We start from the raw sequence: 26025 nt of genomic DNA, 5'->3' as shown, positions 1-26025 counted from the left end.
TTCCGTACTCCCGGCCATGAATCCCGACGAGTTCCTCGACGCCGTGCGCGACGACAACGAGACCGCTCTCTCCCGGCTCGGCTCCTCGAAAGCGCTGTACGCCGAGACCGCGGGCGAGATGGACGCCGAGGAGGTGTTCGGAGCCGCCGCCGACGCCGAGCACGCCGCCGCCGAGACGTTCGGAGGGTGGGCCGACGACGCCGACGGCGAGCGGGTCCGGGAGGCCTTCGAGGCGTTCGCCGAGCAGGAGCGGGCCCACTACGACCGGGTCGCCGGCGAGCTCGACGCCGACCACCACCCCGACGAGACGCCCGCGATCCACGAGTACCTCCGGAGCCTCGACGCCGATCCGGCCCGCGTCGGCGGCTTTCTCGGCCGGACGCTCGCCAGCGAGAAGTCCAAAGAGCAGATGGTCGGCTTCTTCGTCGGGCAGGCCGACCCCCAGACCGCGGGGCTGTTCCGAGAGCTGGGCGAGGACCTCGACGAGCAGTTGGCGCGGGGTCGCGAGCTCCTCGCGGCTGTCTGTGAGTCCGACGCGGAGTACGACCGCGCGCTGGACGCCGCGACCGGTGCGATACAGGCGGCCTACGAGGAGTACACCGACACCCTAGAAGGAATGGGCGTGAACCCGAAACCGGTCTGTTGAACGCCGGCGGTCGTCACCGCCCGGTACGGTCGATCGACTCCGGTCTGATTACCGGTTTCTGACGTCTATCTGGACGCCGTCGGGGACGTTCTCCCGGATGAGATCACCCGAGAAGGCGAACCGGTCGTCGCCCGTGCTGACCGCGCCCTCGATCCGAGCGCCGCCGCCGTCGAGATCGACGATCTCGTCGTCGGCGGGCGGGAAGTCCTCGTCGGGCTCGAGCATCCGGGCGTCGCCGGTCACGCGGAGCGTGTACTCTCTGAGCTCGTCGGAGCCGGGGTTCGAGACGATGACCTCCTTCGAGAGGTCGCCGTCGGTCGTCGTGTCCTCGACCAGTTCGCCGTCGACGTACACCTTCCCGGGACCGCCGACCTTGAGCTCGACGACTTCGCCGGTCCAGAGGAAGCTGTCGCTCCGGCCATCGGCGGCGCGTCCGTTCGCGTAGTTGTCGCCGACCTCGTCGCCGGGGTCGCTCTCGTACGTGCCGCCCCGCATCATCTTGCCCGACACTTCGACGCGGTACCGGAATATCTCGTCGCTGACCGAGGTGAAGGTGACCTCGCGGGTCTTCCCGTCGTGGTCGTCTTTGTCGTCGCCGCCGTCGTGGTCTTTCTCGCCGGTCGTGTCTTCGACCAGCTCGCCGTCGACGTACACCTTGCCGCGACCGCTCAGCTGGAGGTCGACGATCTCGCCGGTCCAGAGGAAGCTGTCGCTTCGGCCCTCGGCACACCGGCCGTGCGCGTAGTCGTGGCCGACCTCGTCGCCGGGGTCGCTCTCGTAGGTGCCGCCGCGTTTCATCTTGCCGCTCACTTTCACCTTGTACTCGAACAGGTCGTCGTCGGCCGACGTGAACGTGACCTCCCGGTAGTCGCTCGCGCTCGCGACGCCGGTCAGGCCGAACAGTCCGGCGGCCGCCGTGCCTTTCAGTACAGTGCGTCGATACATCCGCCCGTTCTCTCCGTCTGGGTCAGTCATCTCTTCTCTCCACGACATTTTGAATACCCGGTTCCATTTGAACCCGAGCGTCGCTATCCGCCGATTCAACCGGATTAACCGAGCTTCACGAACGGAAGCTGACGTTTCCGAAATCCGCACAGACGATAGCGATCACAACGCCTCGTTTTCGGGCGTTTGGGTCGGCTTATCCGCACACGACGACGGCCAAAACACCGGTCGGTCTCGGGGGCGAGCGAGCGACGGCGCCACCGGTCGCGAGACGTCCCAGCGGTCCGAGATTCGGGCGCGCCTCGGATCGGCCGAGTAACGGGGAGTTCCCGATTTCGCTCGGCGCCAGCGTCGGCGCGTTCGTGGGTCGGCGCGTTGATAGGTCCGGGCGACCGACGGACGCTTACTGTGAACACACCGCATTTTGCGGGCTCGCCGACAGGTCCGTTCGGCCGCTCGGGCCGGTCGGAATCGGCGATCGAAGCCCGCGACGAGGGGGTAAAGTAGCTTCGACCCCTACCACGGGACACAATGAGCGACGCCGACTCCGGGCCGCTTTCGCCCGACAGACCCGAGGCCGAAACCGAGTTCCGGGTCGACGCTCCCTTCGACCCCGCGGGCGACCAGCCCGACGCCATCCAGCAGTTGGCGGCGGGGTTCGAGGCGGGAATGGACAAACAGACCCTGCTCGGGGTGACGGGGTCGGGCAAGACCAACACCGTCTCGTGGGTGGTCGAGGAGATCCAGACGCCCACCCTCGTGATCGCCCACAACAAGACGCTCGCCGCCCAGCTCTACGAGGAGTTCCGGAATCTCTTTCCGGACAACGCCGTCGAGTACTTCGTCTCCTACTACGACTACTACCAGCCCGAGGCCTACGTCGAGCAGACCGACAAGTACATCGAGAAAGACGCCTCGATCAACGAGGAGATCGACCGCCTGCGCCACTCGGCGACCCGGTCGCTTTTGACCCGCGACGACGTGATCGTCGTGGCGTCGGTCTCGGCGATCTACGGGCTCGGCGACCCGGGAAACTACGAGGAGATGAGCCTCCGGCTCGAAGTCGGCGACGAGATCGGCCGCGACGAACTGCTCGCGAAGCTGGTCGACCTCAACTACGAGCGCAACGACGTCGACTTCACGCAGGGGACGTTCCGCGTCCGGGGCGACACCGTCGAAATCTTCCCGATGTACGGCCGGTACGCGGTGCGCGTCGAACTGTGGGGCGACGAGATCGACCGCATGCTGAAAGTCGACCCCCTCGAAGGCGAGGTGGTCTCCCGGGAGTCGGCCGTGCTGGTCCACCCCGGCGAGCACTACTCGATCCCCGAACAGACGATGGAGGAGGCCATCGCCGAGATCGAGGCCGACCTCGACGACCGCGTTCGGTACTTCGAGCGCAACGACGACCTCGTGGCCGCCCAGCGGATCGAGGAACGGACCACGTTCGATCTTGAGATGATGCGGGAGGCCGGCTACTGCTCGGGCATCGAGAACTACTCGGTGTACCTCTCGGACCGCGAGCCCGGCGACGCGCCGTTCACGCTCCTCGATTACTTCCCCGACGACTTTCTCACCGTCATCGACGAGTCCCACCAGACGGTCCCCCAGATCAAGGGCCAGCTCGCGGGCGACAAGTCCCGGAAGGAGTCGCTGGTCGGCAACGGCTTCCGACTCCCGACCGCCTACGACAACCGCCCGCTGTCGTTCGAGGAGTTCGAGGCGAAGACCGACAAGACCCTCTACGTCTCGGCGACCCCCGCCGACTACGAGCGCGAGCAGAGCGACCGGATCGTCGAGCAGATCGTCCGACCGACCCACCTCGTCGACCCGAAGGTCGAGGTCGCCGACGCGACCGGCCAGATCGACGACCTGATGGACCGGATCGACGCCCGGGTCGAGCGCGACGAGCGCGTGCTCGTGACCACGCTCACCAAGCGAATGGCCGAGGACCTCACCGAGTACCTCGAAGAGGCCGGCGTCGCGGTCGAGTACATGCACGACGAGACCGACACCCTCGAACGCCACGAGCTGGTCCGGGGCCTACGGCTCGGAGAGTTCGACGTGCTCGTGGGCATCAACCTCCTCCGGGAGGGGCTCGACATCCCCGAGGTGAGTCTGGTCGCGATCCTCGACGCCGACCAGCAGGGCTTTTTGCGCTCGGAGACCTCGCTCGTCCAGACGATGGGGCGGGCCGCCCGGAACGTCAACGGCGAGGTGGTGCTGTACGCCGACGAGACGACCGACGCGATGGCCGCGGCCATCGAGGAGACCCAGCGCCGCCGCCAGATCCAACGCGAGTACAACGAGGAACACGGCTACGAGGCGACGACCATCGACAAGGCGGTCTCGGAGGCGAACCTCCCGGGGAGCAAGACCGACACCGGCGGCGTCGCCTCGGGCGACCCCGAGACCGACGACGAGGCCGCCCGCCGGATCGAGGAGCTCGAAGACCGCATGAACGAGGCCGCCAACAACCTTGAGTTCGAACTCGCGGCCGACATCCGGGACAAGATCCGCGAGCTCCGCGAGGAGTTCGACGTGGACGTGGAGGTCGACGGCGAGGGCGGCGTGCCCGAACCCGACGCCGAGTTCTGAGTCAGTCGTTCGACTCGGTGGCTTCGAGGTCCTCGGTCTCCATCGCTTCGGTCTCCATCTCCTCGACCTCGATATCGTCGAGGTTCTCGAAGTCCGCGGCCGCCATCGCCTCGACGTCGTCGAGCCCGAGCAGTTCCTCGGTCTCGGCGTCGAAGTCGAGGCTGTCGAGCGACGACCCGCCCGCGCTCACGTCGCTACCGGTGAGGTGCTTGCCGTAGCGACCGACGAGCGACGAGAGTTCCTGCGGGAGCACGAACGTGGTCGACTCGCCCTGTCCGATGGCGTCGAGGGTCTCCATCCCCTTGTCGATGATCGCGCGCTCGCCCATCGACTCGGCGGACTTCGCGCGCAGGACCGTCGAGACGGCGTCGCCCTGGGCTTCGAGGATCCGGCTCTGCTTTTCGCCCTGCGCCCGGACGACGTTCGCGGCCTTCTCGCCCTCCGCGCGCTCGATGGCGCTCCGGCGCTCGCCCTGGGCCTCCAGAATCATCGCGCGCCGGCGGCGCTCGGCGGCGGTCTGTTGCTCCATCGCGTCGACGACGGTCGGGGTCGGCATCACCTTCTGGACCTCGACCGCCTCGACCCGGACGCCCCACTCGTCGGTGGGTTTGTCTAACCCCTCGTGGATGCGGGCGTTGATCTCGGCGCGCTCGCGGAGCGTATCGTCGAGTTCCATGTCGCCGACCACCGCCCGGAGGGTGGTCTGGGCGAGGTTCGCCACCGCGTCGCGGTAGTCCTCGACCTGCAGATACGCCCGCTCGGCGTCCATCACTCGGATGTAGACGACCGCGTCGGCCGTGACGGGGGAGTTGTCCTCCGTGATGGCCTCCTGTTCGGGGACGTCGAGCATCTGGGTCCGCATGTCGAAGGTGTGGGTCTCGCTCACGAACGGCGGCACGACGTTGATCCCCGGCCCCAGCAGTTTCCGGTACTCGCCGAACACGGTCAGCGCGCGCTTCTCGTAGGGACCGACGATCTCGACCGCGCTGGCGACCACGACCGCGGCGAGCGCCAGCGCGAGCACCCCCGCGACGGCGATCGGATCGAGCGCGGGGAGCGCGGCGATGAGGCCGACGACGAGGATCACCGCGGCCGCGACCGTCGAGAGATCCACGCGCCCGGAGAGTCGTCCGAGCTCGTAGAAGGGGTTGTTCATGTCACCATTTCGAGGCTCCGACGGCTTAACGCTTGACGTTCTTGTCGGTGGCCGGACACGCGAACGGATCGGGAACGCGCCGGTCGCACGCCGGCAGAATCCACCGGATCGACGGAGTCACAGCCGCGTCAACAGCGTCTCGGCCGTCTTCTCGCCGACGCCGTCGACCTCCCGGAGCTCGGCCGCCGAGGCCGCCCGGAGCCCCTCGACGCTCCCGAACCGCCGGAGGAGCTTGCGGCGGGTGGCGGGACCGACGCCCGGCACGTTGTCGAGTTCGGTCGAGACGTCGTCGCGCAGGCTCTGGTGGTACTGGACCGCGAACCGGTGGGCCTCGTCGCGGACCCGCTGGAGGACGTGGAGGTGGGCCGCGTCGCTCGGCCAGTCGTACGTGGCGTCGGGGGTCACGACCAGCTCCTCGTCCTTCGCGAGCGCGATGGCGGGCACGTCCCAGCCGGCGTCCGCGAGCGCGTCGCGGGCCGCCCCGAGCTGGCCCGCCCCGCCGTCGATCAGCAGGAGGTCGGGGTCCGACCGGTCGTCGCGGCCCGCCAGCGCGCGCTCGGCGCGCCATCGCACCAGATCGTACATGTTGGCGTAGTCGTCGTTGCGGTCGTCGAGCTTCTTGCGCCGGTAGCCCGACTTGTCGGCGCTCCCGTTCTCGAAGGCGACGTCGCTACCGACCGCGGCGGTCCCCTGCGCGTGGCTCACGTCGAACCCCTCGATGCGCCGGGGGACGGCGTCGAGGCCCAGCGCGTCCCGGAGCGCCGCCAGCGCGTCGGGTTCGCTCGCCCCGCGCCGGGCGTTCTTCAGCGCGAGATCCAGCAGGGTCGCCTCCCGGCCCGCGCCCGGGACGCGGGCCGCCACGCCCTCGCGGTCGAGCCACTCGAGCACCTCGGCGTCGGGCCGCTCCGAGAGCAGGAGGGCGTCGGGGAGCTCGCGCTCGGCGTAGTACTGGGGGACGAACGCCGAGAGGACCGCGCCGGCCCGGGTGTCGGCGTCGCCCTCCGGGACGCTCACCTCGAACCGGTCGCGCTCGACCAGCTGGCCCGACTCGCTGTGGAGGCGCGCGACGGTCGCCGAGTCGCCCTCCAAGGCGACCCCCAGCACGTCGACCGACCGCCCGTCGCCCCGACTCGCGACCGCCTCGCCCGCGCCGCCGTGGAACCCCTCGACCGCGTCGAGCCGGTCTCGGAGGTTCGCGGCGCGCTCGAACTCCCGGTTCTCGGCGGCGCGCTCCATCTCGCGGCCGAGCGGGTCGGCGAGCACGCCGGTCTCGCCCTCGAAGAACCGGACCACCGACTCGACGTCGGCGAGGTACGACTCGCGACCGATCTCGCCGGTGCACGGCGCGGTGCAGAGTCCGATGTCGTAATCGAGGCAGGGCCGGTCGCGGTTCGAGAACTTGTGGTCCGAACACCCGCGGACGCCGTAGGTCTCCCGGAGCGCCTTCACGACCGTCTCGACCCGCGTCTTCTCCGTGAACGGCCCGAACACCCGGGGGCCGGCGACGCCCGGGTCGGCCGCGGTCGCACCGCCGTCGGCCCGCCGCCGGGCGGTCGCCTCCGGATCGGGGTCGCGGGTGATCTCGATCCGCGGGAACTCGTGGTCGGTGAGCTGGACCAGCGGGTACGATTTGTCGTCCTTGAGCCGGACGTTGTACCGGGGCTGGAACCGCTTGATCAGGTTGGCCTCGAGCAACAGCGCCTGCGTCTCGGTGTCGGTGACCGAGTAGTCGATGCGGTCGGCGCGCTCGACCATCCGGCGGATGCGCTCGCCCCGCGGATCCGCGTATGACCGCACCCGGTCGCGCAGGTCGACGGCCTTCCCGACGTAGACGACCGTCTCGGCGGCTCGATCCCCGGTCGTCCCGCCGTGGTCGCGCGGCGACTCGACGGTCTGGAACTGATACACCCCCGGCTCGCGCGGCAGTTCCGCCGCGCGCTCGCGAACCGCGTCCCCGTCCATCGAGCCGCGCTAGTCGCTCTGCGGTTTTGAACCTGTTCCTACCGCCGTCCGGAGCCGCCGGGCGATCTGCTCGCCGTTCTCGGTGCCGAGAGGCACCCGCATCGGATCGCGGCCGGCCCGCTCGATGACGAGTTCGCGCGAGCGCGACTGATAGTAGAGGCCAGTCAGGGCGGCCGCCGCCACCAGCAACGCGACCCCGCCCGCGAGGAAGGCGTCAGTCAGCGCGGCGAGCGCGTCGGGGAGCATCGCCACCAGATCCCCGAGCCCCGCGTCCGGGGCGTTCTCGGGCGGCGTCGCCGCGCCCAGCCGATCGAGGATGCCGCTCAACTGCACCAGCAGGCCCCCGCCCAACAGAACCGCACCGTAGACCCCGCTCCGAACGCCCCACGAGACGTAGGAGGTGTGGCCCGTCGTCTCGACGGTCGCGTCGACCACGTTCGGACGGTCGGCGTGGTCGAACCGCCGGCCCTCGCCGTCGGGGGTGAACACGAGCACGCGGTGGGTCGTGACCGCGATGCGCGCCCCCTCGACCGACAGTTCCTCCTCGACCTCCTCGCCCTGAAACAGCATGTTGGAGAGCCGATCGTCGGTCGCCTGCGAGAGCGGGGACTGGCTCATCGTCACCTCTGGGCCGTTCGGACCGAACCCCGGTTGTGCCCGATACCCCGTCCGCGAGACTGCACGCACGTCTGCCACCCGTAGTCCATTAGTGTCACTCGGTACGCCGCTTTGGACCTTAACGCTACTGGCGGTGTCAACGTGCGGAAACGACCCGCAGGATTCAACCCACAGCACCGCGACCCCCGACGTATGGACGACGTACAACTCTGGCTGGTCGAGCGCACGTACACCGACAAGGGACTCGTGACGCTGGTGTACGCCACCCCCGACGGCGAGCGGCGGTTCCGGCGCCAGCGGTCGGCGAACGCGCTCCGCCAAACGGGCGGCGTGACCGCCGCGATCACCGCCGACCCCGACGACCTCCACCCGGTCGAGGATCCGGAGACTCGCGAACGGTACGCAGACGAGGCCGCCCGGATGGCCGCGGACCGCGACCCCGACGAGACGGTTTGAGTTCGCGCCGCGACCGGATAAGACAAGGCTTTACGTAGGGTGACGCGAAAGCCGCGAGCATGGCCGCCATCGAACTCGACGGCGTGACGAAACGGTACGGCGACGTGGTCGCCGTCCGCGACCTCTCGCTCGACGTAGCGGAGGGCGAGGTGTTCGGCTTCCTCGGGCCGAACGGCGCGGGCAAGTCGACGACGATCAACATGCTGTTGGACTTCGTCCGCCCGACCGAGGGCGAAGTCCGACTCCTCGGCTACGACGCCTCCGAGGAGAGCGTCGCGATCCGCGAGCGGTTGGGCGTGCTCCCGGAGGGGTTCTCGGTGTACGACCGGCTGACCGGCCGCCAGCACATCGAGTTCGCCATCGAATCGAAAGACGCCGACGCCGACCCGGACGCCATCCTCGATCGGGTCGGGCTCGCGGGCGACGGCGACCGGAAGGCCGGCGGCTACTCGAAGGGGATGGCCCAGCGGCTCGTGCTCGGGATGGCGCTGGTCGGCGACCCCGACCTGCTGATCCTCGACGAGCCCTCGACCGGACTCGACCCCAACGGCGCCAAGCAGATGCGCGAGATCGTCCGGGCCGAGGCCGACCGGGGCGCGACCGTCTTCTTCTCGAGTCACATCCTCGGGCAGGTCGAGTCGGTCTGTGACCGCGTCGGGATCCTGCGGGACGGCGAACTGGTCGCCGAAGACTCCATCGCGGGGCTCCGGGAGGCGACAAGCGCCGACACCGTCCTGCAGATCACCGCCGAGGACGTGCCCGACGAGGCGCTCGACCGCGTGGCCGGCATCGAGGGCGTCTCGGAGGTGTCCCGCGAGGGGGAGACGCTCCGGGTCTCGTGTGAAAGCGGCGTGAAGACCAGCGTCCTCTCGGAGCTCGAAAGCGCGGGCGCCGAGGTCCGCGACTTCGAGACCGAGGAGACCTCGCTGGAGGACCTGTTCATGGCGTACACCGCCGAGCCCGGGGAGGTCGAAGCATGACGTGGCAGGCGATCGCCCGGAAGGACTTCCGGGACGCGGTGCGGTCGCGGTGGCTCTGGGCGCTGTCGGCCATCTTCGTCGGGCTGTTCGCGGGCGCGGCGTACTTCGTCGGCTCGAACCTCCCGGCCGACCCCCAACAGCCGATCACCACCGACGCGTTCCTCCAGACGCTCGGCCAACTGGTCATCACGCTGTTGATCCCGCTGGTCGCCATCGTGGTCTCGTACAGCGCGATCGTCGGCGAGCGCGAGTCGGGGTCGCTGAAGCTGCTGCTCTCGTTGCCCCACTCGCGGGGCGACGCGCTCCTCGGCAAGGCGGTCGGCCGGAGCGCGGTCGTTGCCCTCCCGATCCTGCTGGGACTCGTCCTCGCGTTCGGGGTGCTCGGGGTCTACGGCGTCGGGCTGAAGGTGCTCAACTTCGTCGCGTTCACCGCCCTGACGATGTTGCTCGGGGTCGTGTTCGTCAGCATCTCGGTCGGCGTGTCGGCGGCGGCCTCGACCAACCGCCGGGCGATGCTTGGCACCGTCGGGCTCTACTTCGTCTTCACGCTGTTCTGGGGACAGGTCCGGCGGGTCTTGCTGTTCGTCAACGATCAGCTGTCGCTCGAACTCGCGAGCGTCGACCTCATGCAGTACGGGCTGTTCATCAAGTTCCTGAACCCGGTGCGGGCCTACCAGACGCTGGCGGCCAGCCTCTACACCGACACCCAGTTGCAGGCCCGACTCTATCAGGCGGGGCGGCTCCAGCGCGGGTTCGCTCAGGAGGAGATCGGCGAGGTGCCGTTCTACCTCTCGGACCCGTTCGTGGCGGTCCAGTTCCTGCTGTGGCTCGCGGTCCCGATCGCGGTCGGCTACTGGGTGTTCGAACAGGCCGACCTGTAGGCCGGGCTACGTCGAGACGCCGCGGTCTTCGAGCAGTTCTTCGAACTCGGTCTCGTCGAGCGTCCTCACCCCGTGATCCGCGGCGGCCTCGCGCTTCGTCCGGCCCGCGTTCTCGCCGACCACGAGGTAGTCGGTGTTGCCCGAGACGCTCCCGGTGGCGTTCGCGCCGTGATCCTCGACCAGTTGGCGGGCCTCGCTTCGGGTGTAGCTGTCGAGCGACCCGGTAAACACGAACGTGAGGCCGTCGAGGGCGTCGCCGGTCGCCTCGGCCGGCGGCGCTTCGAGCGGGCCCACCGCGTCGAGCAGGTCGTCGATGGCCCGCTGGTTCTCCGCCGAGTCGAAAAACTCCGCGATCCGGTCGGCGACGTTCGGGCCGACGCCGTCGACCGACTCCAGCGCCTCGCGGTCGGCCGATCGGATCGATTCGAGGTCGCCGAACTCGCGGGCGAGGTCCGCGGCGGTCGCCGGGCCGACCGACGGGATGCCGATGGCCGAGAGGAACTCCCGCAGGCGAGGCCGTTTCGACTCCTCTAACTCGGCGAGCAGGTTCCGAGCGCTGGTCTCACCCCAGCCGTCGAGGCCGGCGAGATCGTCCTCGCGCAGGTCGTAGAGGTCCGCGAGGCCGTCCTCGATCACCCCGGCGTCGAGCAGTTGGTCGACGCGTTCGCCGCCGAGCCCCTCGATGTCGAGCCCGTCGTCGCTCGCGTAGTACGCGATCGCGCGCCGGAGCTGGGCGTCGCAGGCCAGCCCGCCGGTGCAGTAGGCGATCGGCCCGTCGAACTCGACCGGGCTGTCACAGACCGGACACCGCTCGGGGAACTCGTAGTGGCCCTCCGAGCGCTTCTCGACCACCTCGGCGACGTACGGGATCACGTCGCCGGCCCGCTCGACCCGGACCGCATCGCCGACGTTCACGTCCATCTCGGCGATCTCCTCGGGGTTGTGGAGGCTGGCCCGCGAGACGGTGACGCCGCCGACGTCGACGGGTTCGAGCAGCGCGACCGGCGTCAGTCGACCCGTCCGACCGACCTGCACGACGACGTCGGCGATGGGCGTCACCTCCGAGCGGGCGGGGAACTTGTAGGCGTACGCCCACCGGTAGGCGCGCTCGGTCGCGCCGAGCTCGGCGCAGGCCGCGAGGTCGTCGACTTTGATCACCACGCCGTCGATCTCGTACCCCAGATCCGCCCGGTCGTCCATCAGTCGGTCGCGGTAGTCGATCGCCTCCTCGACGTCGCCGGTCCGCTCGGCCCGGTCGTTGACCTTCAGGCCCCAGTCGGGGAGTCGGTCGCGTTGCTCCCAGTGGGTCTCGAACGCGACGGAAGCGTCGAGCACGTCGAAGAAAAAGCAGTCGAGCGGTCGCTCGGCGGTCACGCTCGGATCGAGTTGGCGGAGGCTCCCCGCCGCGGCGTTCCGGGGGTTGGCAAAGGGGTCCTCGCCGCGCTCGACGCGCTCGCGGTTGTGCTCGGCGAACGCCGCCTCGGGCATGTACACCTCGCCGCGGACGACGAGGTCGTCGGGGTGGTCGCCCCGGAGCCGGGAGGGGACGCTCGCGATCGTCCGGACGTTCTCGGTCACGTCCTCGCCGGCGTGGCCGTCGCCGCGGGTGGCCGCCCGGACGTACTCGCCGTCCTCGTAGACGACCTCGACCGAGAGCCCGTCGAACTTGGGCTCGCAGACGTACTCGACGTCGTCGCCGACCGCCCGGCGCATCCGGTCGTCGAACTCCCGGACGTCGTCGGCGTCGCCGCTGGAGTCGATCGAGAGCATCGGCGCGACGTGCTCGACGGTCCCGAGTTCGTCGAGGGGTTCGCCGCCGACCCGGCGGGTCGGGCTGTCGTCGGTCCGGAGGTCGAAGGCCTCCTCTAGGTCCTGTAGCCGCGTGAACAGCGCGTCGTACGTCCGGTCGGCGATCACGGGGTCGTTCTCGACGTAGTAGCGGTAGTCGTGAAACCGGATCGCCTCCCGGAGCCGGCGGGCCTGGGTTTCGGCCTCCGCCTCGGTCAGCTCCGAGACCGGGTCGAACTCCGTCGGCGGCTCCTCGACGTAGGGGTTCTCGTCGGCCGTCGTCGCGGTCATTAGCGTCTCTTGGCCGCGCGCGGAGTAAAAACCCCGGCGACGCCCGGCGGGTGCGCGCCGGCGCCGGTCGCGGCGTCACTCCGCGAGGGCTCGGCAACCTTCTCGATCGGGAAGGCGCGTCTCGAGGCGAACCCGAAAGCATATGAGGGGTGCGTGATACCCGGTGGCACGCCGATGTCCGCCCCCGCAGACTCCTCCCCGTCCCCCGATTCGTCCGAATCGCCCGCCGAACCGACCGAGCGCGCCGAGCCGACGGCGTCGGCCGATCGTGCGCCCGAGCGGTCGGCCGACGACGCGACCGACGAGTCGCCCGGCGACGACCCCCGGCTCGACCCCGAGTACGTCCGGACACTCGCCTCTCCCGACCGCGGCGACCTGACGCTGGTCGGGGTCGTCCACGACCATCCCGCGAGCGTCTTCCGGGCCGGCGCGGTCGTCCGCGAGCGCGCCCCCGAGACGGTCGCGCTCGAACTCCCGCCGCTGGCGGTGCCCCTCTACCGGGAGTACGCCCGGAGCGACCGGCCGACGCCGTCGTTCGGCGGGGAGATGAGCGCCGCCGCCCGGGCGGCCCGCGAGTCGGGCGCCGACGTGGTCGGCGTCGACGCCCCGACGCGCGACTTCCTCGCGCGACTCGCGCGCAACTGCTGGCGCGAGGGGGCGTCGCTCGACACGCTCCGGCGCGTGGCCGGCGGCGTCGCGTCGGTCTCGCGCCACGCCGCGGTCTGTCGGGTCGCGGCCGCGGTCGCCGACCGAACCGGGCTCCGCGTCGAGGTCGACGATCCGGTCGCACACGACTGCTCGCGCGCCGATCCGCCGCGCGAGCAGGCCCGCGACGAACGCAGACAGGCCGAGCGCTCCCGATCGCTGTTGCGGACGTTCGACCAGCCCGAACCGGTGGCGCTCCGCGACGAGACCCGCGAGGAGTCGATGGCCGCCCGGCTCGACTCGCTCCGCGAGCGCGGCGACGCGGTCGCGATCGTCGGACTCGATCACCTCGACGGGCTCGCGACGCTTTCAAAAAAGTAGCGTGCGGTGCGGTTACGCGTCGTGTCGGAGTCGGACCTCGTCGTCGGTGATCGTGTCGACCCGGTCCTCGCTCAGCGGGTAGGTGTCTTGGTCGTCCTCGCCCCAGTCGAGCGAGGCTTTGATCTTGTCGGTGATGCCCGCGTCGGGGTTCACGTGCGCGGTGCCGTGCTCGACGCGCGAAATCATTCCGACTTTCTCGTCGCCCATTACGACCGGCTTGCCTTCGTCGTGTTCTGTGAAGTCTGCCATCGCACTCGAACGACGACGCGGTCACTGAAGACCGCTTGGGCCACCTATCGAGCGCGCCGACCTGTCGGCTCGGACCACCTGTCCGGTTTCCGGTCACGGGTCGAACGCGGCCGGGCCGCGCTGGCGGCATTTGCGAGCATCCCCGTCTTTAAGCCGGGGGGCGCCATCGGTCAGACTATGCGCGAGGACTTTCTCCTGTTGAACCCCGGCCCGGTTCCGGTGACCCGCGAGGTACGGCAGGCGATGAGCGAGCCGATGGTCTCGCACCGCTCGGCCGCGTTCGAGGCCGTCTACGAGCGCGCCCAGGACGCGCTCGACTACGTGTTCACCGAGTCGACGCTCGACGGAACGACCACCGCGACCGACGGCACCAGCCTCATCTTCAACGGCACCGCGACGATGGCGATGGAGGCCGCGGTCGCGAACCTCGTCGGCGACGGCGGCGACGTGGTCGCGCTCGTCAACGGGAAGTTCGGTCGGCGGTTCAAGCGGATCGCCGACCGCTACGCCGCCGTCGACGCGGTCGAGGCGACGTGGGGCCAGTCGCTCGACCTCGACGCGGTCGAGGACGCCGTCGGCGACGACACGGACGTGGTGACGATGGTCCACAACGAGACCTCCACGGGGCTTTTGAACCCGGTCGAGCGCGTCGGCGAGATCGCCGCCGAACACGACGCCCGCTTCGTGGTCGACGGCGTGACCTCGATCGGCGGCGACGAGTTCCGGATCGACGACTGGAACGTCGACGTGGCGGTCACCGACGCCCAGAAGTGTCTGGCGGCCCCGCCGGGTACCTCCGCGATGTACGCGACCGCGGACGCCCAAGAGGCGTTCGACGGCGACGCCGCGCCGTTCTACGAGGATCTCGACTGGCACCTCCGGAAGGCCGAATCCCACCAGACGCCGTTCACGAGCGCGGTCCCGCTGTTCCGCGGGCTCGCGGTCGCCGCCGAGGACATCGTCGAGGAGGGGATGGCCGAGCGCATCGAGCGCCACCGTCGTCAGTCGGCGGCGTTCCGCGAGGCGTTCACCGCGATGGGGCTGGAGCTGTTCGCCGAGCGCAACGCGGCGACCGAGTACTCGAACACGCTCACCGGCGTGTCGCTCCCCGCCGACGTCCGCGAGGACCCCGACGCCTTCTTCGACGCGGTCGAGGCTCGCGGCGTCTCCATCTCGGGCGGACAGGCCCACCTCGGCGGCGAGATCTTCCGGGTGAGCAACATGGGCGGGCTCTCGGCCGAGCAGATTCTGCGCGGCGTGCGGACGATCGGCGAGGCGTTCGAGGACGTCGGCGCGGACGTGGACAAAGAGGCGGGCGTCGCGGCGGCCCGCGACCGCCTGCGGTAGCGTTCTCGGGATCGGCGCTGTTTCTCGACCGATCGCTCGCTCGGTAGCGACGCGGCCGCGCCGGCCGGCCCCGCCCCGAGGCCGGCCGCGGATCGACGCCCGACAGCCGCCGGTGCCCCGGCTTCTAAAAATTAGACTAGTCTAAATCCTATATTAGACCGAAGGTATTATTTTGTTTGGCGTGGTCCGGTTCGGTAGCCATGAACGACATCGACGGGCCGGAGACGGCTCGCGACCTCTCGCGCCGCCGAGCGCTTTCGGCGGGCGCCGGCCTCGTCGGCGCCGGCCTCGCAGGCTGTCTCAGCGGCGCGAGCGCCGACCGACCCACGACGACCGCGGCCGGTTCGGACGGTCCCGTCGCGGTCGTCTCGTTTTTCAGCTTCTACGACTTCGCCCGGAAGATTGCACGCGACACCCCGATCGCCGTCCGGAACCTGGTCCCGGCGGGGCTCCACGGCCACGGCTGGGAGCCCAACGCCCGGATCACCCAAGACATCATCGACGCAGACGCCTTCGTCCACGTCGGGCCCGACTTCCAGCCGTGGGCCGACCGCGCGATCGAGACGCTGGAAGGCGACGGCGTCGACACGACGCTGATCAACGTCCGGGAAGGCGTCGAACTGGTCGATCTCGCGGCCAGCCTCGATCCCGAGGAAGAGGGGATCGGCGAGAACCGCGGAAAGGACCCCCACTTCTGGCTCGACCCCCGGCGTGCGAAGCAGTCGGTCGACAACATCGCCGAGGGGTTCGTCGACCTCGCGCCCGGCCACGAGTCGACGCTCCGCGGGAACGCCGAGGCGTACAAGACCGACGTCCTCGATCGGATCGACCGGGACTACCGCGCGATCTTCGACGCCGCCGACCGCGACGTTGTCCAGTTGGCCGCCCACAACGCCTTTCAGTACGTCGGTGCCCGGTACGGCATCCGGATGCGACCGCTGGTGGTCAACCTCGCGGCGAGCGGCGACGTCAAGCCCTCGGACGTCACCGAGGCGAAGGCGGTCATCGACGACAACGACATCGAGTACATCGGCGCCGCGGTGTTCGAGACCCGGCGCCCGGCGAAACAGCTCGTCCGGGAGACCGCCGTCGAGGCGTACTTCCCGGTCACGCCGTACGCGGGCGTCCGCGAGGAGTGGGTCGAACAGGCGTGGGGCTACGAGGAGATCGCCGACAACGTCAACATGCCCACCTTCGAGGTCGCGCTCGGGAACGAGTCGCCCGAGACGGCCGGTCCGGACGGGTGGGCCGCGGAGTGGAGGAACTTCGAATGAGCGCTCCGACCCATTCCGGGGCGGGCGTCGAAACCGAGGCCGCCGAGCCGATCGTCGAGCTCGCCGACGTCGCGTTCGGCTACACCGCGACGCCGGTCGTCGAAGACGTCTCGATCCGGATCGACCCCGGCGAGTACGTCGCGGTCGTCGGACCGAACGGCTCGGGGAAGTCGACGCTCCTGAAGCTCGCGCTCGGGCTGGTCCGGCCAGACGAGGGCGACGCTCGGCTGTTCGGCGAGCCAGCCCACCGGTTCGACGCGGGCGAGCGGGTCGGCTACGTCGCCCAGCGAGCCGGCGCGTCCGACGAGATGCCGATCACCGTCCGGGAGGTCGTGAAGATGGGACGATTCCCGCACGTCGGGTTCGGTCGGCTCTCGAAGCGCGACTGGGAGATCGTCGACGACGCGCTCGCGACGGTGGGCATGGCGGCGTTCGCCGACCGGCGGGTGACCCGGCTGTCGGGGGGCCAGCGCCAGCGGGCGTTCATCGCGCGGGCGCTGGCTGGCGAGGCCGACCTCCTCGTGCTCGACGAGCCGACCGTCGGTGTCGACGCCGAGTCCGTCGAGGCGTTCTACGACCTGCTCGCGGCGCTCAACGACGACGGCATCACGGTGGTGCTCATCGAACACGACCTGACCGCGGTCACCGACCACGCCGAGCGCGTGGTCTGTCTCAACCGCGAGGTGTACTTCGACGGGCCGACCGCGGCGTTCGTCGAGAGCGACGCGCTCGCTCGGGCGTTCGGCACGGCGGCGGGGCTCGTGGGTGAGCGCCGATGATCGAGACGCTCGCGGTCCCGCTCCAGGCAGGACTCGTCGACGCCGCGGTCGCGCCGGCCTACTGGCTCCTCGAACTCTGGTACGGACTCCTGACCCAGCTGTATTACCTCACCGGACTGGAAATGCTCGACCCGACCTACCGGTTCATGCACCGGGCGATCCTGATGGGGCTGTGCATCGGCGTGATGGCCCCGCTGATCGGGACTTTTCTGGTCCACCGCCAGCTGGCGCTGATCGGCGACGCGCTCGCTCACACCGCGTTCGCGGGGGTCGCGATCGGGCTCTTTCTCAACGCCGCGTTCGACTTCGGCGTGTCGCCGTACCTCACCGCGGTGGTGGTCGCGGTGGTCGCGGCGCTGCTCATCGAACTCATCTCGGAAGCGACCGACGCGTACAACGACGTCTCGATGGCGATCGTCCTCTCGACGGGGTTCGCGCTCGGCTCGACGCTCATCAGCATCAACGCCGGCGGGCTCGCGGTCGGGGTCAATCAGTACCTGTTCGGGAACCTCTCGACGGTGTCGCCGTCGGACGCCGTGGTCCTGCTCGCGCTGTTCGTCGTCATCGTCGCGACGGTCGCGATGACGCGCAACCAACTGCTGTACGTGACCTTCGACGAGACGGCGGCGGCGGTCTCTGGCATCTCGGTCGAGTGGTACAACCGCGTCATGGTGATGCTGACCGCGCTGGTGGTGGTCGGTGCGATGCAGATCATGGGCGTGATCCTCGTCGCCGCGATGCTTGTCGTCCCGGTCGCGGGGGCGACCCAGCTCTCGCGGAGCTTCACCGAGTCGATCTTCGTCTCGGTCGCGCTCGCCGAACTGGCGGTGCTGATCGGGATCGGCGCCGCCTACTACGGCGGGGCGACCGGCGGCCCGGTCATCGTACTGGTGGCGGTCGCGATCTACGTCGTGGCCGTCGCGCTCGGCAGGCTCCAGACCGCGCTCGGCGAGGAGACGACCCCGGAACTCGGCGCCATCGACGGCGAGAGCGCAGAGGCACCCTCGGACTGACCCCCGAGCGGTCGCCCCGGCGCGAGGCGGGTCGGCGACGCCGGACGGACTGAACTTTCAAGGCCCCGGGACGTATCGTTGCGGTCGGACACCGATGAGATCGAACCGACGCGGGTGGCACGGGTGGTAGTCGAACAGCTCGGACGGCTGTTCGGCGCGGATCCGGTACTCAACGGGCTCGTCGGCGGGCTCGTCATCGCGGGACTCAACCTCTTGGGGGCGTCGCTGATCTTCGTCTGGCGGAACCCCTCACAACGGTCGATGGACGGCGCGCTCGGGTTCGCGGCGGGCGTGATGCTCGCCGCGAGCTTCACGAGCCTCATCATCCCCGGCATCGAGACCTACTCGAACGGGAACCCGATCCCTGTCCTCGCCGGCGTCGCGCTCGGGGCGCTGTTTCTGGACCGGTCGGACGCGCTCGTCCCCCACGCCCACTACCTGCTGTCGGGGGGACGCCGGACCGACGCCGCGAGTCCGAGCGAGGACCTCCCGGTCGACGACGAGCGGGTCGCGGGCGTCGTGCTGTTCGTACTCGCGATCACGCTCCACAACATGCCCGAGGGGTTGGCGGTCGGCGTTGGGTTCGGGAGCGGCGACCTCGGCACCGCCGTCCCGCTGATGCTCGCGATCGGCATCCAGAACATCCCCGAGGGGTTCGCGGTGTCGGTGGCCGCGGTCAACGCCGGGCTGAACCGGCGGTTCTACGCCGCGTTCACCGGGCTCCGGTCGGGGGTCGTCGAGGTCCCGCTGGCCGTGCTCGGCGCGTACGCCGTCGGGACCGTCTCGGTGCTGTTGCCCTACGCGATGGGATTCGCGGCGGGCGCGATGCTGTTTGTCATCAGCGACGAGATCGTGCCCGAGACCCACGCGGGGGGCAACGAGCGGGTCGCGACGCTCGGGACGATCTTCGGCACGATCGTGATGCTCTATCTCGACATCGCGCTCGGGTGACCGGCGACGCCCGGCTACCCGAACGCGGCCCGGTCGCCGTCGGCGTCGAGCCGGAGGAACGCCGGGATCGACACGAGCGCGACGGCGGTTTCGAGCGCCCCCGCCGCGAGGAACGCCGCGAAGAACCCGAACTCGTCGGCGACCGTCCCGCCGACCACGATGCCCGCCAGAAAGCCCAGACTCCCGAAGACGTTGAACCCCGCCATCGCGGTCCCGCGGCCGTCGGCCGGCGAGAGGTCCGAGACCAGCGCCATCGTCGCGGGCGCCATCAGCGCGCCGATGACGCCGACCGCGACCATGCCCGCGCCCGCGGTCGGGACGGTCGGCGCGAGGCCGACGCCGACCACCGCGAGCCCGTACACCGCCGACCCCGCGACGATAGGCGCCGTCCGGCCCACCCGGTCCGAGAGCACGCCGAACGGGTACTGAAGCAACGCGAACGGCGCGAAAAACAGCCCGAGCATCACGCCGGTGGCGGCGGCGTCGAGGCCGAACGCCTCCCGGAAGTACACCGTGCCGACGAGCGCGAAGAAGCCCGCGGTGAACCGGTTGATGAACCCGAAGCAGTACGGGACCCCGAGGGCCGGTCGCGCCCGGAGGGTCGCGATCGCCCGCCGAACGCGGCCCTCGCGGCCGTCGCCGGGCGCGCGGTCGGGGAGCCCGAGAGCGAGCGCCCCCGCACAGACGAGCAGGCCGGCGGCGACGTACAGCGGGACCAGCGGCCCGAGGCCGTAGAGCTGGCCGCCGAGCGGCGCGCCGATCGCGGTCCCGAGACCGATGGCGATGCCCGCCGCGCCCATGTTCCGGCCGTGACCGCCGTCTAAGTCCATCAGCATCGTCATCGCCAGCGAGAACGCGCCGATGGTGGTCGCCCCCTGCAGGACCCGGAGCCCGAGCACCGCGGGAAACGACAGCGAGAGCGCGCTCGGGAGCGCCGCGAGCGCGACGTACCCGACCGCGCCCCCGAGCGCGCCCGCGACCACCAGCGGCGCTCGCCGGCCGACGCCGTCGCTTGCCGCGCCCCAGACCCCCGCGAACGCGACGAACGCCGCGAACTCCGCCGCGAGAAACCACATGCTCGCGTCGAGGGTCGTGGTCGCGCCGACCGCGGCCACGAGGTCGGAGACGCCGGGGTACAGCAACACCTGCGCCAGCAGGACGGCGAACACCACCGCCGCGAGCGTCCGCCGATCGCGTCTGATAGCACTCACGGGAGAGACGTTCGAAACTGGGGGCCGAGCAGTCTTAGTCTCGGCGGAGTCGGACGGTCGCCGGGACTCGCCCCGATCAGCTACTCCCGGAGCCGGCGCCACGACTCGGGGAAGCGGCGCTCGACGAACGACGCCTCCTCGCCCGGACCCAGCGACTGGGCCCAGACCGCGAGCACCACCGCGAAGACGACCGGCCCGGGCGCCACCGTGACCGCCCGATCGAGGATCCACTGCGGGTCGGCGAACACGAGCACGAGCGCGGAGTCGGCGGTCGAGACCAGACTCTCGGGCGGCGCCGCCCCCAGCGAGTAGGCCCGCGCCGGGACGAGAAACTGGACCGCGAGGAGGTACAGCGGCGTGAGCAACGGCCCGCCGTGGGCGCGCGTCCAGAGGGCGCCGAAGTACAGTCCGGTCGCCGCGCCCGCCCCGGCGGCCGCGGTCCGGCGCGCGCGGACCGCCTCGGTGGCCTCGGCGGTCGCGAGTCCGTCGCCCAGCGCCGTCACGACGAGCGCGTAGGCCGCCGCCCAGACCAGAACCCCGCCGGCGACGACCGCGACCTGCGAGCGCCGGTCGCGGTCGCGGAACGGCCGAAAGCCCTCGCGCGCCGAGAACGCGTCGTCGGAGGTGGAGTCGGGCATGCGTGTGCCACGAGACGGTCGGGGAGTTTCAATGCCGCGCCATCGACCCGGCCGGGGCTATCGCTCGAACGCGATGCGGCCGGCCGCCGGATCGATCTCGGCGCGGCCGCCGACCGGCACCGGCACGGCGGGCGCGGTGTGGCCGAACTCCACGTCGAAGACGACCGGCGCCTCGGGGTTGTACTCGGCGAGGACGTCCGCGATCGCCTCGCGCTGGTCCTCACGGTACGCCGTCCGGGCCTCGGGACCGGGGTCCTCGAAGGGGTTGCGGGCCTTCGCCCGGCCGACGAGGACGCCGTCGAAGCGGTCGAGCAGGCCGCGCTCGCCCATCCCGAGCAGGACTTGGCGGACGCGCATCGCGGACGGCAACTCCTCGGAGGTCTCCAGCAGTAGGATCCGCCCGTCGAGGTCCTCGGGCGCGGGGAGGTAGCGGTCGGTCCGGAGTTGCTGGTCGACGATCGAGAGACACCCGCCCCACGTCCGGCCCGCGACGGGCCGCTCGGGGCCGCGGAACCGCCAGCCGGGCGCGGGCTCCATCTCCCGGCGCTCGTCGAGATTCGCGGGGTCGGCCCAGTCGAGGTCCTCGTCGGTGAACCGATCTGCGGGCCGGAGCTCGCCGATCTCGTCGGCGAAGAACGCGCGTTCGAGGTACTCGACGGTGTGGTCGTGCATCGACCCCTGCATCGCGAGGTCGGTCAGCACCGTCCCGCCGTAAAACGAGACGATCCCGAGGTTCCAGAGGAAGAGCGCGAGGTTGGTGTTGTCGCTGATGCCGTAGAACCGCGTGGGGTTCGCCCGGAGCACCTCGGGGTCGAGGTGCTCGAGGATCCGGATCTGGTCGAACCCGCCGATGGTGGTGACGACGCCGGCGATCTCGGGATCCTCGAACGCGTCCATCACGTCCCGGGCGCGCGCTTCGGGGTGGTCGTAGAGGTACTCGCCGTCGGCGGTCGCGGTCGGGTACTCGACGGGGGCGAGGTCGAAGACGTTCCGGAGCCGTTCGAGGCCGAGCTCGTAGACATGGGGGTACTCGGCGGCCGCGCCCGAGCCGGGCGAGACGATCGCGACCCGGTCGCCGCGGTCGAGCGCGGGCGGGACGACGAAATCGGTCATGGCCGTGCGTTGGGTGTCGGGCGTCGTATGCGTTTGGGGCGCTCGACGAGTGATACCGCATCTCAGGCGTAGGCGTCGAACTCCCGGCCGTACGCGAGGAAGTAGCCGGTCCCGAGGAGGCCGACGACGGTCGCGAGGGTGAACGCGACCTCGGGGCTCACGAAGTCCCAGAGCGCGCCGCCGAGCGCGGCGCTCGGGACGACGAGGGTGTTGCGAACGAGGTAGTACGCGCCGGTGACCCGGCCGCCGGTGTCGCGCTCGGCCGGGCCGACGATGAGCGCCTTGTGGGAGGGCAGTCCCGCGAACCGCAGGCCCGAGAACGCGAACAACAGCGCCACGGCGAGCGGACTGTCGGGCGCGAAGATCAAAAGCGCCGGGAACACCGCGTAGACGGCGAACCCGAGCGCCACCACGGGCTTCAGCCCGAGCGTCTCGGCGATCCGGGCCGCGGGCGCCATCACCAGTAGCGCGACCACCATCTCGACCCCGAGCAGGACGCCGAAAAAGACCGTGGGGCTCAGGTAGTAGCCCAACAGGGTGACGTCGACCTCCAGAAACCGCGTGATGACGATCACGAAGAACGTGTACACCATCCCGTTTGCGAACCGGACCAGCGTGTCCCCGACCAGCAGCGGGCGGAGTTCGTCGGGGAGCGCCCTGAGGTCGCGGGCGACCCGCGCGAGCCCCTCGAACTCCGCGCCGAACGTGTCCTCGCCGGCATCGTAGCGGACGTGCTGGACGGTCGTCGCGACCGCGCCGAACGCGACCGCGATACCGAGCACGTAGTAGAACCCCGGGAGGAGGTCGCCGCCGCCGACGAACACCAGCCCGGACGCCACAAGCGGGCCGAGCAGGAACGCGGTCCGGCGGAACGTCTCGGTGCCGGCGAACCCGCGCGCGAGTCGGTCCTCGGACACGCTCTGCTTGACGATGGCGAAGGTCGCGCCGAGCCCGAACGACTTCCAGGCCTGTGCCAGCACCAGTCCGACGAAGATCCAGAGCCACGGCTCGACCGCCAGCCCGGCGACCTCGACCGTCCCGATCAGCGGGGCCGCGAGCCAGACCGCGAACCCGAGCGTCGAGAGGAGGCCGAACAGCGCCAGCGCGTACCGCGAGCCGACCCGATCCGAGAAGGCGCCGCCCGGGTACGGGTAGACGGCGCTGATGACGTTGCCGAACGTCCCGTAGAGCCCGATCACGAACGGCGTCGCGCCGAGAACCGCCATGTACTCGGGGAGGTAGCGGCCGGTCATCTGAAAGCCGAGGCTGAACGCGAACATCGCCACCGACAGGATCAACACGTCGGACTCGAGCGCGAGGAACCGCCGGAACTGGTCGCCGACGCCGATCGCCTCGTCGTCCGTCGCCATTGTCGGTCGGACGTTCGGACGGCCGCCCGATAGGATTTGCCCCGGGTCGGGCGTTCGCCGATCGGGTCGGCCTCACACGACGGTCGACCGACCGAGGGGACTACTCGTGGTCGATCGCGCCGTCGCCGGCGGCCGCCGACCGCCGCCGGCCGACGAACCACCGCGCCTCGACCCCGAGCCAGACGAGGCCGACGACGACGCCGAACGCGGTCGCGAACACCTCCGGGACGCCCATCCAGACCGGCGTGACGTACATCAGCCCGTTCAGGTACTTGCCCGGGATCACGCTTTTCGCGGCGATCCAGAACCGATCGACGAGCGTCCCGGCCCGCGAGTCGACGCCGGCCGAGCGAGCGCTCGGCCCGCCCGTCGACTCGTCGCCGGTGCCGAGTCGCTCGGCCTCGTAGGGGAATCCGACGTTGAGGCTCCAGACGATCTCGCCGGTCTCGTCGACCTCGAACACGCGGTTGCCGTTCGAGTCCGAGAGGAGCGTGTGCCCGTTCGGGAGGCGATCGGCGTCCCGAACCCACTGCATCCGGGCGTCGCGCCACACCCACGATCGGGTCCAGTCATTTCCCGCCCGCCGGTACTCGATCGCGCGGTTGTTCTCGCTGTCGGCGACGACGACCGCGGGCCCGCCGTTCGAGCCGTTGATGAAGTCGGGGTTGTGTTGCTCGTAGATGACCTCGTAGTCGTCCTCGCTTCCGAGCGTCCAGTCGGCGTCGAGAGTGTGGTCGTCGGCGGTCAGAAACACCACGCGGTCGAAGTTGCGACCGCTCACCATGATCCGGCCGTCGTCGAGGACCTCGACGTCGTTGATGTGCGACCAGTCGTCGGGGAACGGCCCGCCGGTGGTCTCGGGGTCGAACGCGTCCGAGGCGTTCCAGCGCCACGCGATCTCGCCCGAGGAGACGTTCACGGCGAACACCCCGTCGAGGTAGATGTCCGCGACCACGAGGTGGGTGTCGTTGAGCCGGTCGACGTCGTGGTACCGCGAGGCCTCCTTGCCGGGGGTGAGTTGCCCCCAGACGTCCTCGACCTCGCCGGTCGTGAGGTTGACGCGTTCGACGCCGTTGTACGTGCAGGCGCCGACCTCGCCGTGGACCTCGAAGTAGTCGTCCCACGTCTGCTCGTCGACGGCGTAGTCGCTCGGCGTCCACTCGTCGGCCGCGGGACACGACTCGGCGTCGCGGTGGTCGGCGTACGAGTACTCGACGGTCGTCTCGGTCCCCCGGACCGGATCGACGTCCCAGTAGCGGGTGTGGCTGTCGTCGTAGTACCGAACCGTCCCGTCGGGGTTCAGGGCGACGAGTTCGGCCCGCGCTCGCGGGCCGTCGCTGGCCTGCCCCCGCCAGGAGTTCGAGTCGGTGGCGATGACTGTAATGGCGTCGGCCTCGGGGGCGACCGCGGCGGTTCGGTTCACCTCGCCGTCGTCCGAGAGGTGCGACTCGAAGGTCGTCTCCGTCCACGACGTCGCCACGCCGTACCCGACGGCCGCGACCGAGAGCGCGAGGAGCGCGAGGAAGGCGATCCGAACCCCGCGTTTCGAGTCCGCCATCGGTCAGCAGTACGTCCCCGATCGGACCGGTGGGGTCGCTCGGCGGGGGCGATCGCGAGACCGTACGGACGGCCGCCGGAGAGCGGTCGCGGCGGCGGGACGGGCTGTCATGGCCGCTTGTACACCGTCGCCGAGTAAATACGTTCTCGCCGGAGTCAGGGGCGCAGTTCCACGCAGGACACGTCTCGGACCGCCGAGTGGCGGGACGCGACGAAGTCGTCTCCGACCGACTCCTGCTAAATCAGCGAGACGAACGGGCTATCGCTGTCGATCGCCGATCCGGAAAGGGAGTATTTTATGCTATTAGAACAGAGTATAAATTAATGAGTTCAAGCACCTGCACGCTCGTCGGCGCGACCGGCGGGGCGGGGACGACTCGGCTCGCGATCGAACTCGGCGCGACGCTCGCACGCGACGGTCGCGAGGTTGCGGTCCTCGACGCCGCGTTCGCCACCGAAGGGCTCGCTCGCCACGTCCCCGGCCGCGTCGAGCCGGACGCGACGGCGGTGGTGACCGACGACCGACCGCTCGCCGACGGATTGACCGACCACGGCGCGAGCGCCGACCTTCCCGGACGGCTCGAGCTCTGTCCGGCGAGAGCGCCCTTCGAGCGGGCGGCGCGGGCCAAGACCGTCGAGGCGGCCCGCCGCTTCGAGGAGCGGATCGCCGACGCCGCCGAGAGGTTCGATCACGTCCTCGTGGACGCCCCGCCGGTCGCGGGCAACCAGAGCGTCGCGGCGGTGACCGCCGCCGATCGGGTCGCCATCGTCGCGCCCGCCAGCGAACGGGGCGTCGACGCGGTCCAGCGCGCCCGGGGCCGAGTCGCGGACGTCGGCGCGAGCGTCGACGCCGTCGTCGCGAACCGCGCGAATTCCGACCACCCGCTCCGGAGCGCCGACGCCGCGGTCCCCGAGAGCGATGCGACGGGCGTCGAGGCGGTCCCCGCCAGCGCGCCCGATCCCGAAGCCGGGTTCGCGCCGGCGGTCGCCGACGCCGCGCAGGCGGTGTTCGAGACGACTCTCGATCTCGAATTCGCAGAGAGCGGTCTGCTCGACGTCGATGCGGGGTCGCTGTTGCCCGACTCCGTGTCGGATCGGTAAAAGCGCCGGCCCGCCGGTCAGACCAGATCGGCCAGTTCGCTCCGGGCCTCTTCGAGCGCGTCGCCGTCGGCCGTC

23 protein-coding genes are annotated in these 26025 nt (G+C 70.3%); 12 read left to right on the top strand and 11 right to left on the bottom strand.

Annotated features, from left to right (window positions below):
• The first annotated feature begins 16 nt into the window (after window positions 1-16).
• On the top strand, window positions 17-646 hold the full coding sequence (locus tag EPL04_RS00885) for a rubrerythrin family protein (RefSeq protein ID WP_134668555.1): 630 nt from the start codon (window positions 17-19) through the stop codon (window positions 644-646).
• 48 nt (window positions 647-694) lie between these two features.
• Here EPL04_RS00885 and EPL04_RS00880 read toward each other — a convergent pair whose 3' ends face one another.
• A complete protein-coding gene (locus EPL04_RS00880) occupies window positions 695-1621 on the bottom strand; it encodes a hypothetical protein (protein WP_134668553.1) in 927 nt (308 codons plus the stop codon).
• Window positions 1622-2122: 501 nt separating this feature from the next.
• On the opposite strand from EPL04_RS00880, the gene uvrB reads away from it, so the two are divergent.
• A complete protein-coding gene (gene uvrB / locus EPL04_RS00875) occupies window positions 2123-4189 on the top strand; it encodes an excinuclease ABC subunit UvrB (RefSeq protein WP_134668551.1) in 2067 nt (688 codons plus the stop codon).
• Between the two features lies 1 nt (window position 4190).
• On the opposite strand, the gene EPL04_RS00870 is transcribed toward uvrB, so the two are convergent.
• The 3 genes from EPL04_RS00870 to EPL04_RS00860 all read right to left on the bottom strand — a co-directional run bounded on the left by EPL04_RS00870 (window position 4191) and on the right by EPL04_RS00860 (window position 7925).
• A complete protein-coding gene (locus EPL04_RS00870) occupies window positions 4191-5345 on the bottom strand; it encodes an SPFH domain-containing protein (RefSeq protein ID WP_134668550.1) in 1155 nt (384 codons plus the stop codon).
• Window positions 5346-5462: 117 nt separating this feature from the next.
• On the bottom strand, window positions 5463-7307 hold the full coding sequence (locus tag EPL04_RS00865) for an excinuclease ABC subunit C (protein WP_134668548.1): 1845 nt from the start codon (window positions 7305-7307) through the stop codon (window positions 5463-5465).
• 9 nt (window positions 7308-7316) lie between these two features.
• Window positions 7317-7925 (bottom strand): hypothetical protein, encoded by a 609-nt coding sequence (locus tag EPL04_RS00860; protein ID WP_134668546.1) that lies wholly within the window; start codon window positions 7923-7925, stop codon window positions 7317-7319.
• Between the two features lie 192 nt (window positions 7926-8117).
• On the opposite strand from EPL04_RS00860, the gene EPL04_RS00855 reads away from it, so the two are divergent.
• The 3 genes from EPL04_RS00855 to EPL04_RS00845 are packed head-to-tail and all read left to right on the top strand — an operon-like array spanning window position 8118 to window position 10242.
• Window positions 8118-8381 carry a hypothetical protein gene (locus tag EPL04_RS00855; protein ID WP_134668545.1) on the top strand — a complete coding sequence of 88 codons (264 nt, stop codon included), beginning with the start codon at window positions 8118-8120 and terminating at the stop codon, window positions 8379-8381.
• A 59-nt stretch (window positions 8382-8440) separates the two neighbouring features.
• Window positions 8441-9361 (top strand): ABC transporter ATP-binding protein, encoded by a 921-nt coding sequence (locus EPL04_RS00850; protein WP_134668543.1) that lies wholly within the window; start codon window positions 8441-8443, stop codon window positions 9359-9361.
• Entirely contained in the window at window positions 9358-10242 is an 885-nt protein-coding gene (locus EPL04_RS00845; RefSeq protein ID WP_134668541.1) for an ABC transporter permease, read from the top strand. Before EPL04_RS00850 ends, EPL04_RS00845 begins: the two co-directional genes overlap by 4 nt.
• A 6-nt stretch (window positions 10243-10248) precedes the next feature.
• Here EPL04_RS00845 and ligA read toward each other — a convergent pair whose 3' ends face one another.
• A complete protein-coding gene (gene ligA, locus EPL04_RS00840) occupies window positions 10249-12321 on the bottom strand; it encodes an NAD-dependent DNA ligase LigA (protein ID WP_134668540.1) in 2073 nt (690 codons plus the stop codon).
• A gap of 174 nt (window positions 12322-12495) precedes the next feature.
• Between ligA and EPL04_RS00835 the strand changes: the two genes are divergently transcribed.
• Complete coding sequence (locus tag EPL04_RS00835; protein ID WP_209019535.1) at window positions 12496-13347, top strand: hypothetical protein; 852 nt, start codon at window positions 12496-12498, stop codon at window positions 13345-13347.
• Window positions 13348-13359: 12 nt separating this feature from the next.
• Here EPL04_RS00835 and EPL04_RS00830 read toward each other — a convergent pair whose 3' ends face one another.
• Complete coding sequence (locus tag EPL04_RS00830; RefSeq protein WP_134668538.1) at window positions 13360-13596, bottom strand: PRC-barrel domain containing protein; 237 nt, start codon at window positions 13594-13596, stop codon at window positions 13360-13362.
• Between the two features lie 177 nt (window positions 13597-13773).
• On the opposite strand from EPL04_RS00830, the gene EPL04_RS00825 reads away from it, so the two are divergent.
• The 5 genes from EPL04_RS00825 to EPL04_RS00805 all read left to right on the top strand — a co-directional run bounded on the left by EPL04_RS00825 (window position 13774) and on the right by EPL04_RS00805 (window position 18960).
• Window positions 13774-14943, top strand: coding sequence for a pyridoxal-phosphate-dependent aminotransferase family protein (locus EPL04_RS00825; RefSeq protein ID WP_134668537.1), 1170 nt, complete (start codon window positions 13774-13776; stop codon window positions 14941-14943).
• Between the two features lie 200 nt (window positions 14944-15143).
• Window positions 15144-16217: a metal ABC transporter substrate-binding protein gene (locus EPL04_RS00820; RefSeq protein ID WP_134668535.1), complete on the top strand. Its 1074-nt coding sequence runs from the start codon at window positions 15144-15146 to the stop codon at window positions 16215-16217.
• A complete protein-coding gene (locus EPL04_RS00815; RefSeq protein WP_134668533.1) occupies window positions 16214-16996 on the top strand; it encodes a metal ABC transporter ATP-binding protein in 783 nt (260 codons plus the stop codon). Before EPL04_RS00820 ends, EPL04_RS00815 begins: the two co-directional genes overlap by 4 nt.
• Window positions 16993-18009 (top strand): metal ABC transporter permease, encoded by a 1017-nt coding sequence (locus EPL04_RS00810; protein WP_134668532.1) that lies wholly within the window; start codon window positions 16993-16995, stop codon window positions 18007-18009. The genes EPL04_RS00815 and EPL04_RS00810 overlap by 4 nt, the downstream gene beginning before the upstream one ends.
• 123 nt (window positions 18010-18132) lie before the next feature.
• On the top strand, window positions 18133-18960 hold the full coding sequence (locus tag EPL04_RS00805) for a ZIP family metal transporter (RefSeq protein WP_167599384.1): 828 nt from the start codon (window positions 18133-18135) through the stop codon (window positions 18958-18960).
• A gap of 14 nt (window positions 18961-18974) precedes the next feature.
• On the opposite strand, the gene EPL04_RS00800 is transcribed toward EPL04_RS00805, so the two are convergent.
• The 5 genes from EPL04_RS00800 to EPL04_RS00780 form a co-directional block, all read right to left on the bottom strand.
• Window positions 18975-20171: an MFS transporter gene (locus tag EPL04_RS00800; protein WP_134668528.1), complete on the bottom strand. Its 1197-nt coding sequence runs from the start codon at window positions 20169-20171 to the stop codon at window positions 18975-18977.
• Window positions 20172-20251: 80 nt separating this feature from the next.
• Window positions 20252-20809: a hypothetical protein gene (locus EPL04_RS00795; protein WP_134668526.1), complete on the bottom strand. Its 558-nt coding sequence runs from the start codon at window positions 20807-20809 to the stop codon at window positions 20252-20254.
• A 57-nt stretch (window positions 20810-20866) separates the two neighbouring features.
• Window positions 20867-21922, bottom strand: a complete 1056-nt coding sequence (locus EPL04_RS00790; RefSeq protein ID WP_134668524.1) for a S66 family peptidase — start codon at window positions 21920-21922, stop codon at window positions 20867-20869.
• Between the two features lie 62 nt (window positions 21923-21984).
• On the bottom strand, window positions 21985-23292 hold the full coding sequence (locus tag EPL04_RS00785) for an MFS transporter (protein WP_134668523.1): 1308 nt from the start codon (window positions 23290-23292) through the stop codon (window positions 21985-21987).
• 100 nt (window positions 23293-23392) lie between these two features.
• A complete protein-coding gene (locus tag EPL04_RS00780; RefSeq protein WP_134668521.1) occupies window positions 23393-24850 on the bottom strand; it encodes an aryl-sulfate sulfotransferase in 1458 nt (485 codons plus the stop codon).
• A 323-nt stretch (window positions 24851-25173) separates the two neighbouring features.
• Here EPL04_RS00780 and EPL04_RS00775 point away from each other — a divergent pair, with 323 nt between their 5' ends.
• Entirely contained in the window at window positions 25174-25950 is a 777-nt protein-coding gene (locus EPL04_RS00775) for a ParA family protein (RefSeq protein ID WP_134668520.1), read from the top strand.
• Window positions 25951-26025 lie beyond the last annotated feature (75 nt).

Source organism: Halorussus marinus, from assembly GCF_004521895.1.
Lineage (GTDB): Archaea > Halobacteriota > Halobacteria > Halobacteriales > Haladaptataceae > Halorussus > Halorussus marinus.
The sequence above is the reverse complement of the archived record's forward strand: the minus strand, read 5'-3'. Positions and strand labels throughout refer to the sequence as shown.

Excerpts from the sequence above, each read along its gene's own strand:
- EPL04_RS00880 (WP_134668553.1), bottom strand. The coding sequence starts at position 1,621 with ATGACTGACCCAGACGGAGAGAACGGGCGGATGTATCGACGCACTGTA.
- EPL04_RS00885 (WP_134668555.1), top strand. The coding sequence starts at position 17 with ATGAATCCCGACGAGTTCCTCGACGCCGTGCGCGACGACAACGAGACC.
- uvrB (WP_134668551.1), top strand. The coding sequence starts at position 2,123 with ATGAGCGACGCCGACTCCGGGCCGCTTTCGCCCGACAGACCCGAGGCC.
- EPL04_RS00855 (WP_134668545.1), top strand. The coding sequence starts at position 8,118 with ATGGACGACGTACAACTCTGGCTGGTCGAGCGCACGTACACCGACAAG.
- EPL04_RS00845 (WP_134668541.1), top strand. The coding sequence starts at position 9,358 with ATGACGTGGCAGGCGATCGCCCGGAAGGACTTCCGGGACGCGGTGCGG.
- EPL04_RS00835 (WP_209019535.1), top strand. The coding sequence starts at position 12,496 with ATGTCCGCCCCCGCAGACTCCTCCCCGTCCCCCGATTCGTCCGAATCG.
- EPL04_RS00870 (WP_134668550.1), bottom strand. The coding sequence starts at position 5,345 with ATGAACAACCCCTTCTACGAGCTCGGACGACTCTCCGGGCGCGTGGAT.
- EPL04_RS00790 (WP_134668524.1), bottom strand. The coding sequence starts at position 21,922 with ATGACCGATTTCGTCGTCCCGCCCGCGCTCGACCGCGGCGACCGGGTC.
- EPL04_RS00820 (WP_134668535.1), top strand. The coding sequence starts at position 15,144 with ATGAACGACATCGACGGGCCGGAGACGGCTCGCGACCTCTCGCGCCGC.
- EPL04_RS00815 (WP_134668533.1), top strand. The coding sequence starts at position 16,214 with ATGAGCGCTCCGACCCATTCCGGGGCGGGCGTCGAAACCGAGGCCGCC.
- EPL04_RS00780 (WP_134668521.1), bottom strand. The coding sequence starts at position 24,850 with ATGGCGGACTCGAAACGCGGGGTTCGGATCGCCTTCCTCGCGCTCCTC.
- EPL04_RS00860 (WP_134668546.1), bottom strand. The coding sequence starts at position 7,925 with ATGAGCCAGTCCCCGCTCTCGCAGGCGACCGACGATCGGCTCTCCAAC.
- EPL04_RS00810 (WP_134668532.1), top strand. The coding sequence starts at position 16,993 with ATGATCGAGACGCTCGCGGTCCCGCTCCAGGCAGGACTCGTCGACGCC.
- EPL04_RS00785 (WP_134668523.1), bottom strand. The coding sequence starts at position 23,292 with ATGGCGACGGACGACGAGGCGATCGGCGTCGGCGACCAGTTCCGGCGG.
- EPL04_RS00795 (WP_134668526.1), bottom strand. The coding sequence starts at position 20,809 with ATGCCCGACTCCACCTCCGACGACGCGTTCTCGGCGCGCGAGGGCTTT.
- EPL04_RS00775 (WP_134668520.1), top strand. The coding sequence starts at position 25,174 with ATGAGTTCAAGCACCTGCACGCTCGTCGGCGCGACCGGCGGGGCGGGG.
- EPL04_RS00830 (WP_134668538.1), bottom strand. The coding sequence starts at position 13,596 with ATGGCAGACTTCACAGAACACGACGAAGGCAAGCCGGTCGTAATGGGC.
- EPL04_RS00825 (WP_134668537.1), top strand. The coding sequence starts at position 13,774 with ATGCGCGAGGACTTTCTCCTGTTGAACCCCGGCCCGGTTCCGGTGACC.
- ligA (WP_134668540.1), bottom strand. The coding sequence starts at position 12,321 with ATGACCGCGACGACGGCCGACGAGAACCCCTACGTCGAGGAGCCGCCG.
- EPL04_RS00850 (WP_134668543.1), top strand. The coding sequence starts at position 8,441 with ATGGCCGCCATCGAACTCGACGGCGTGACGAAACGGTACGGCGACGTG.
- EPL04_RS00865 (WP_134668548.1), bottom strand. The coding sequence starts at position 7,307 with ATGGACGGGGACGCGGTTCGCGAGCGCGCGGCGGAACTGCCGCGCGAG.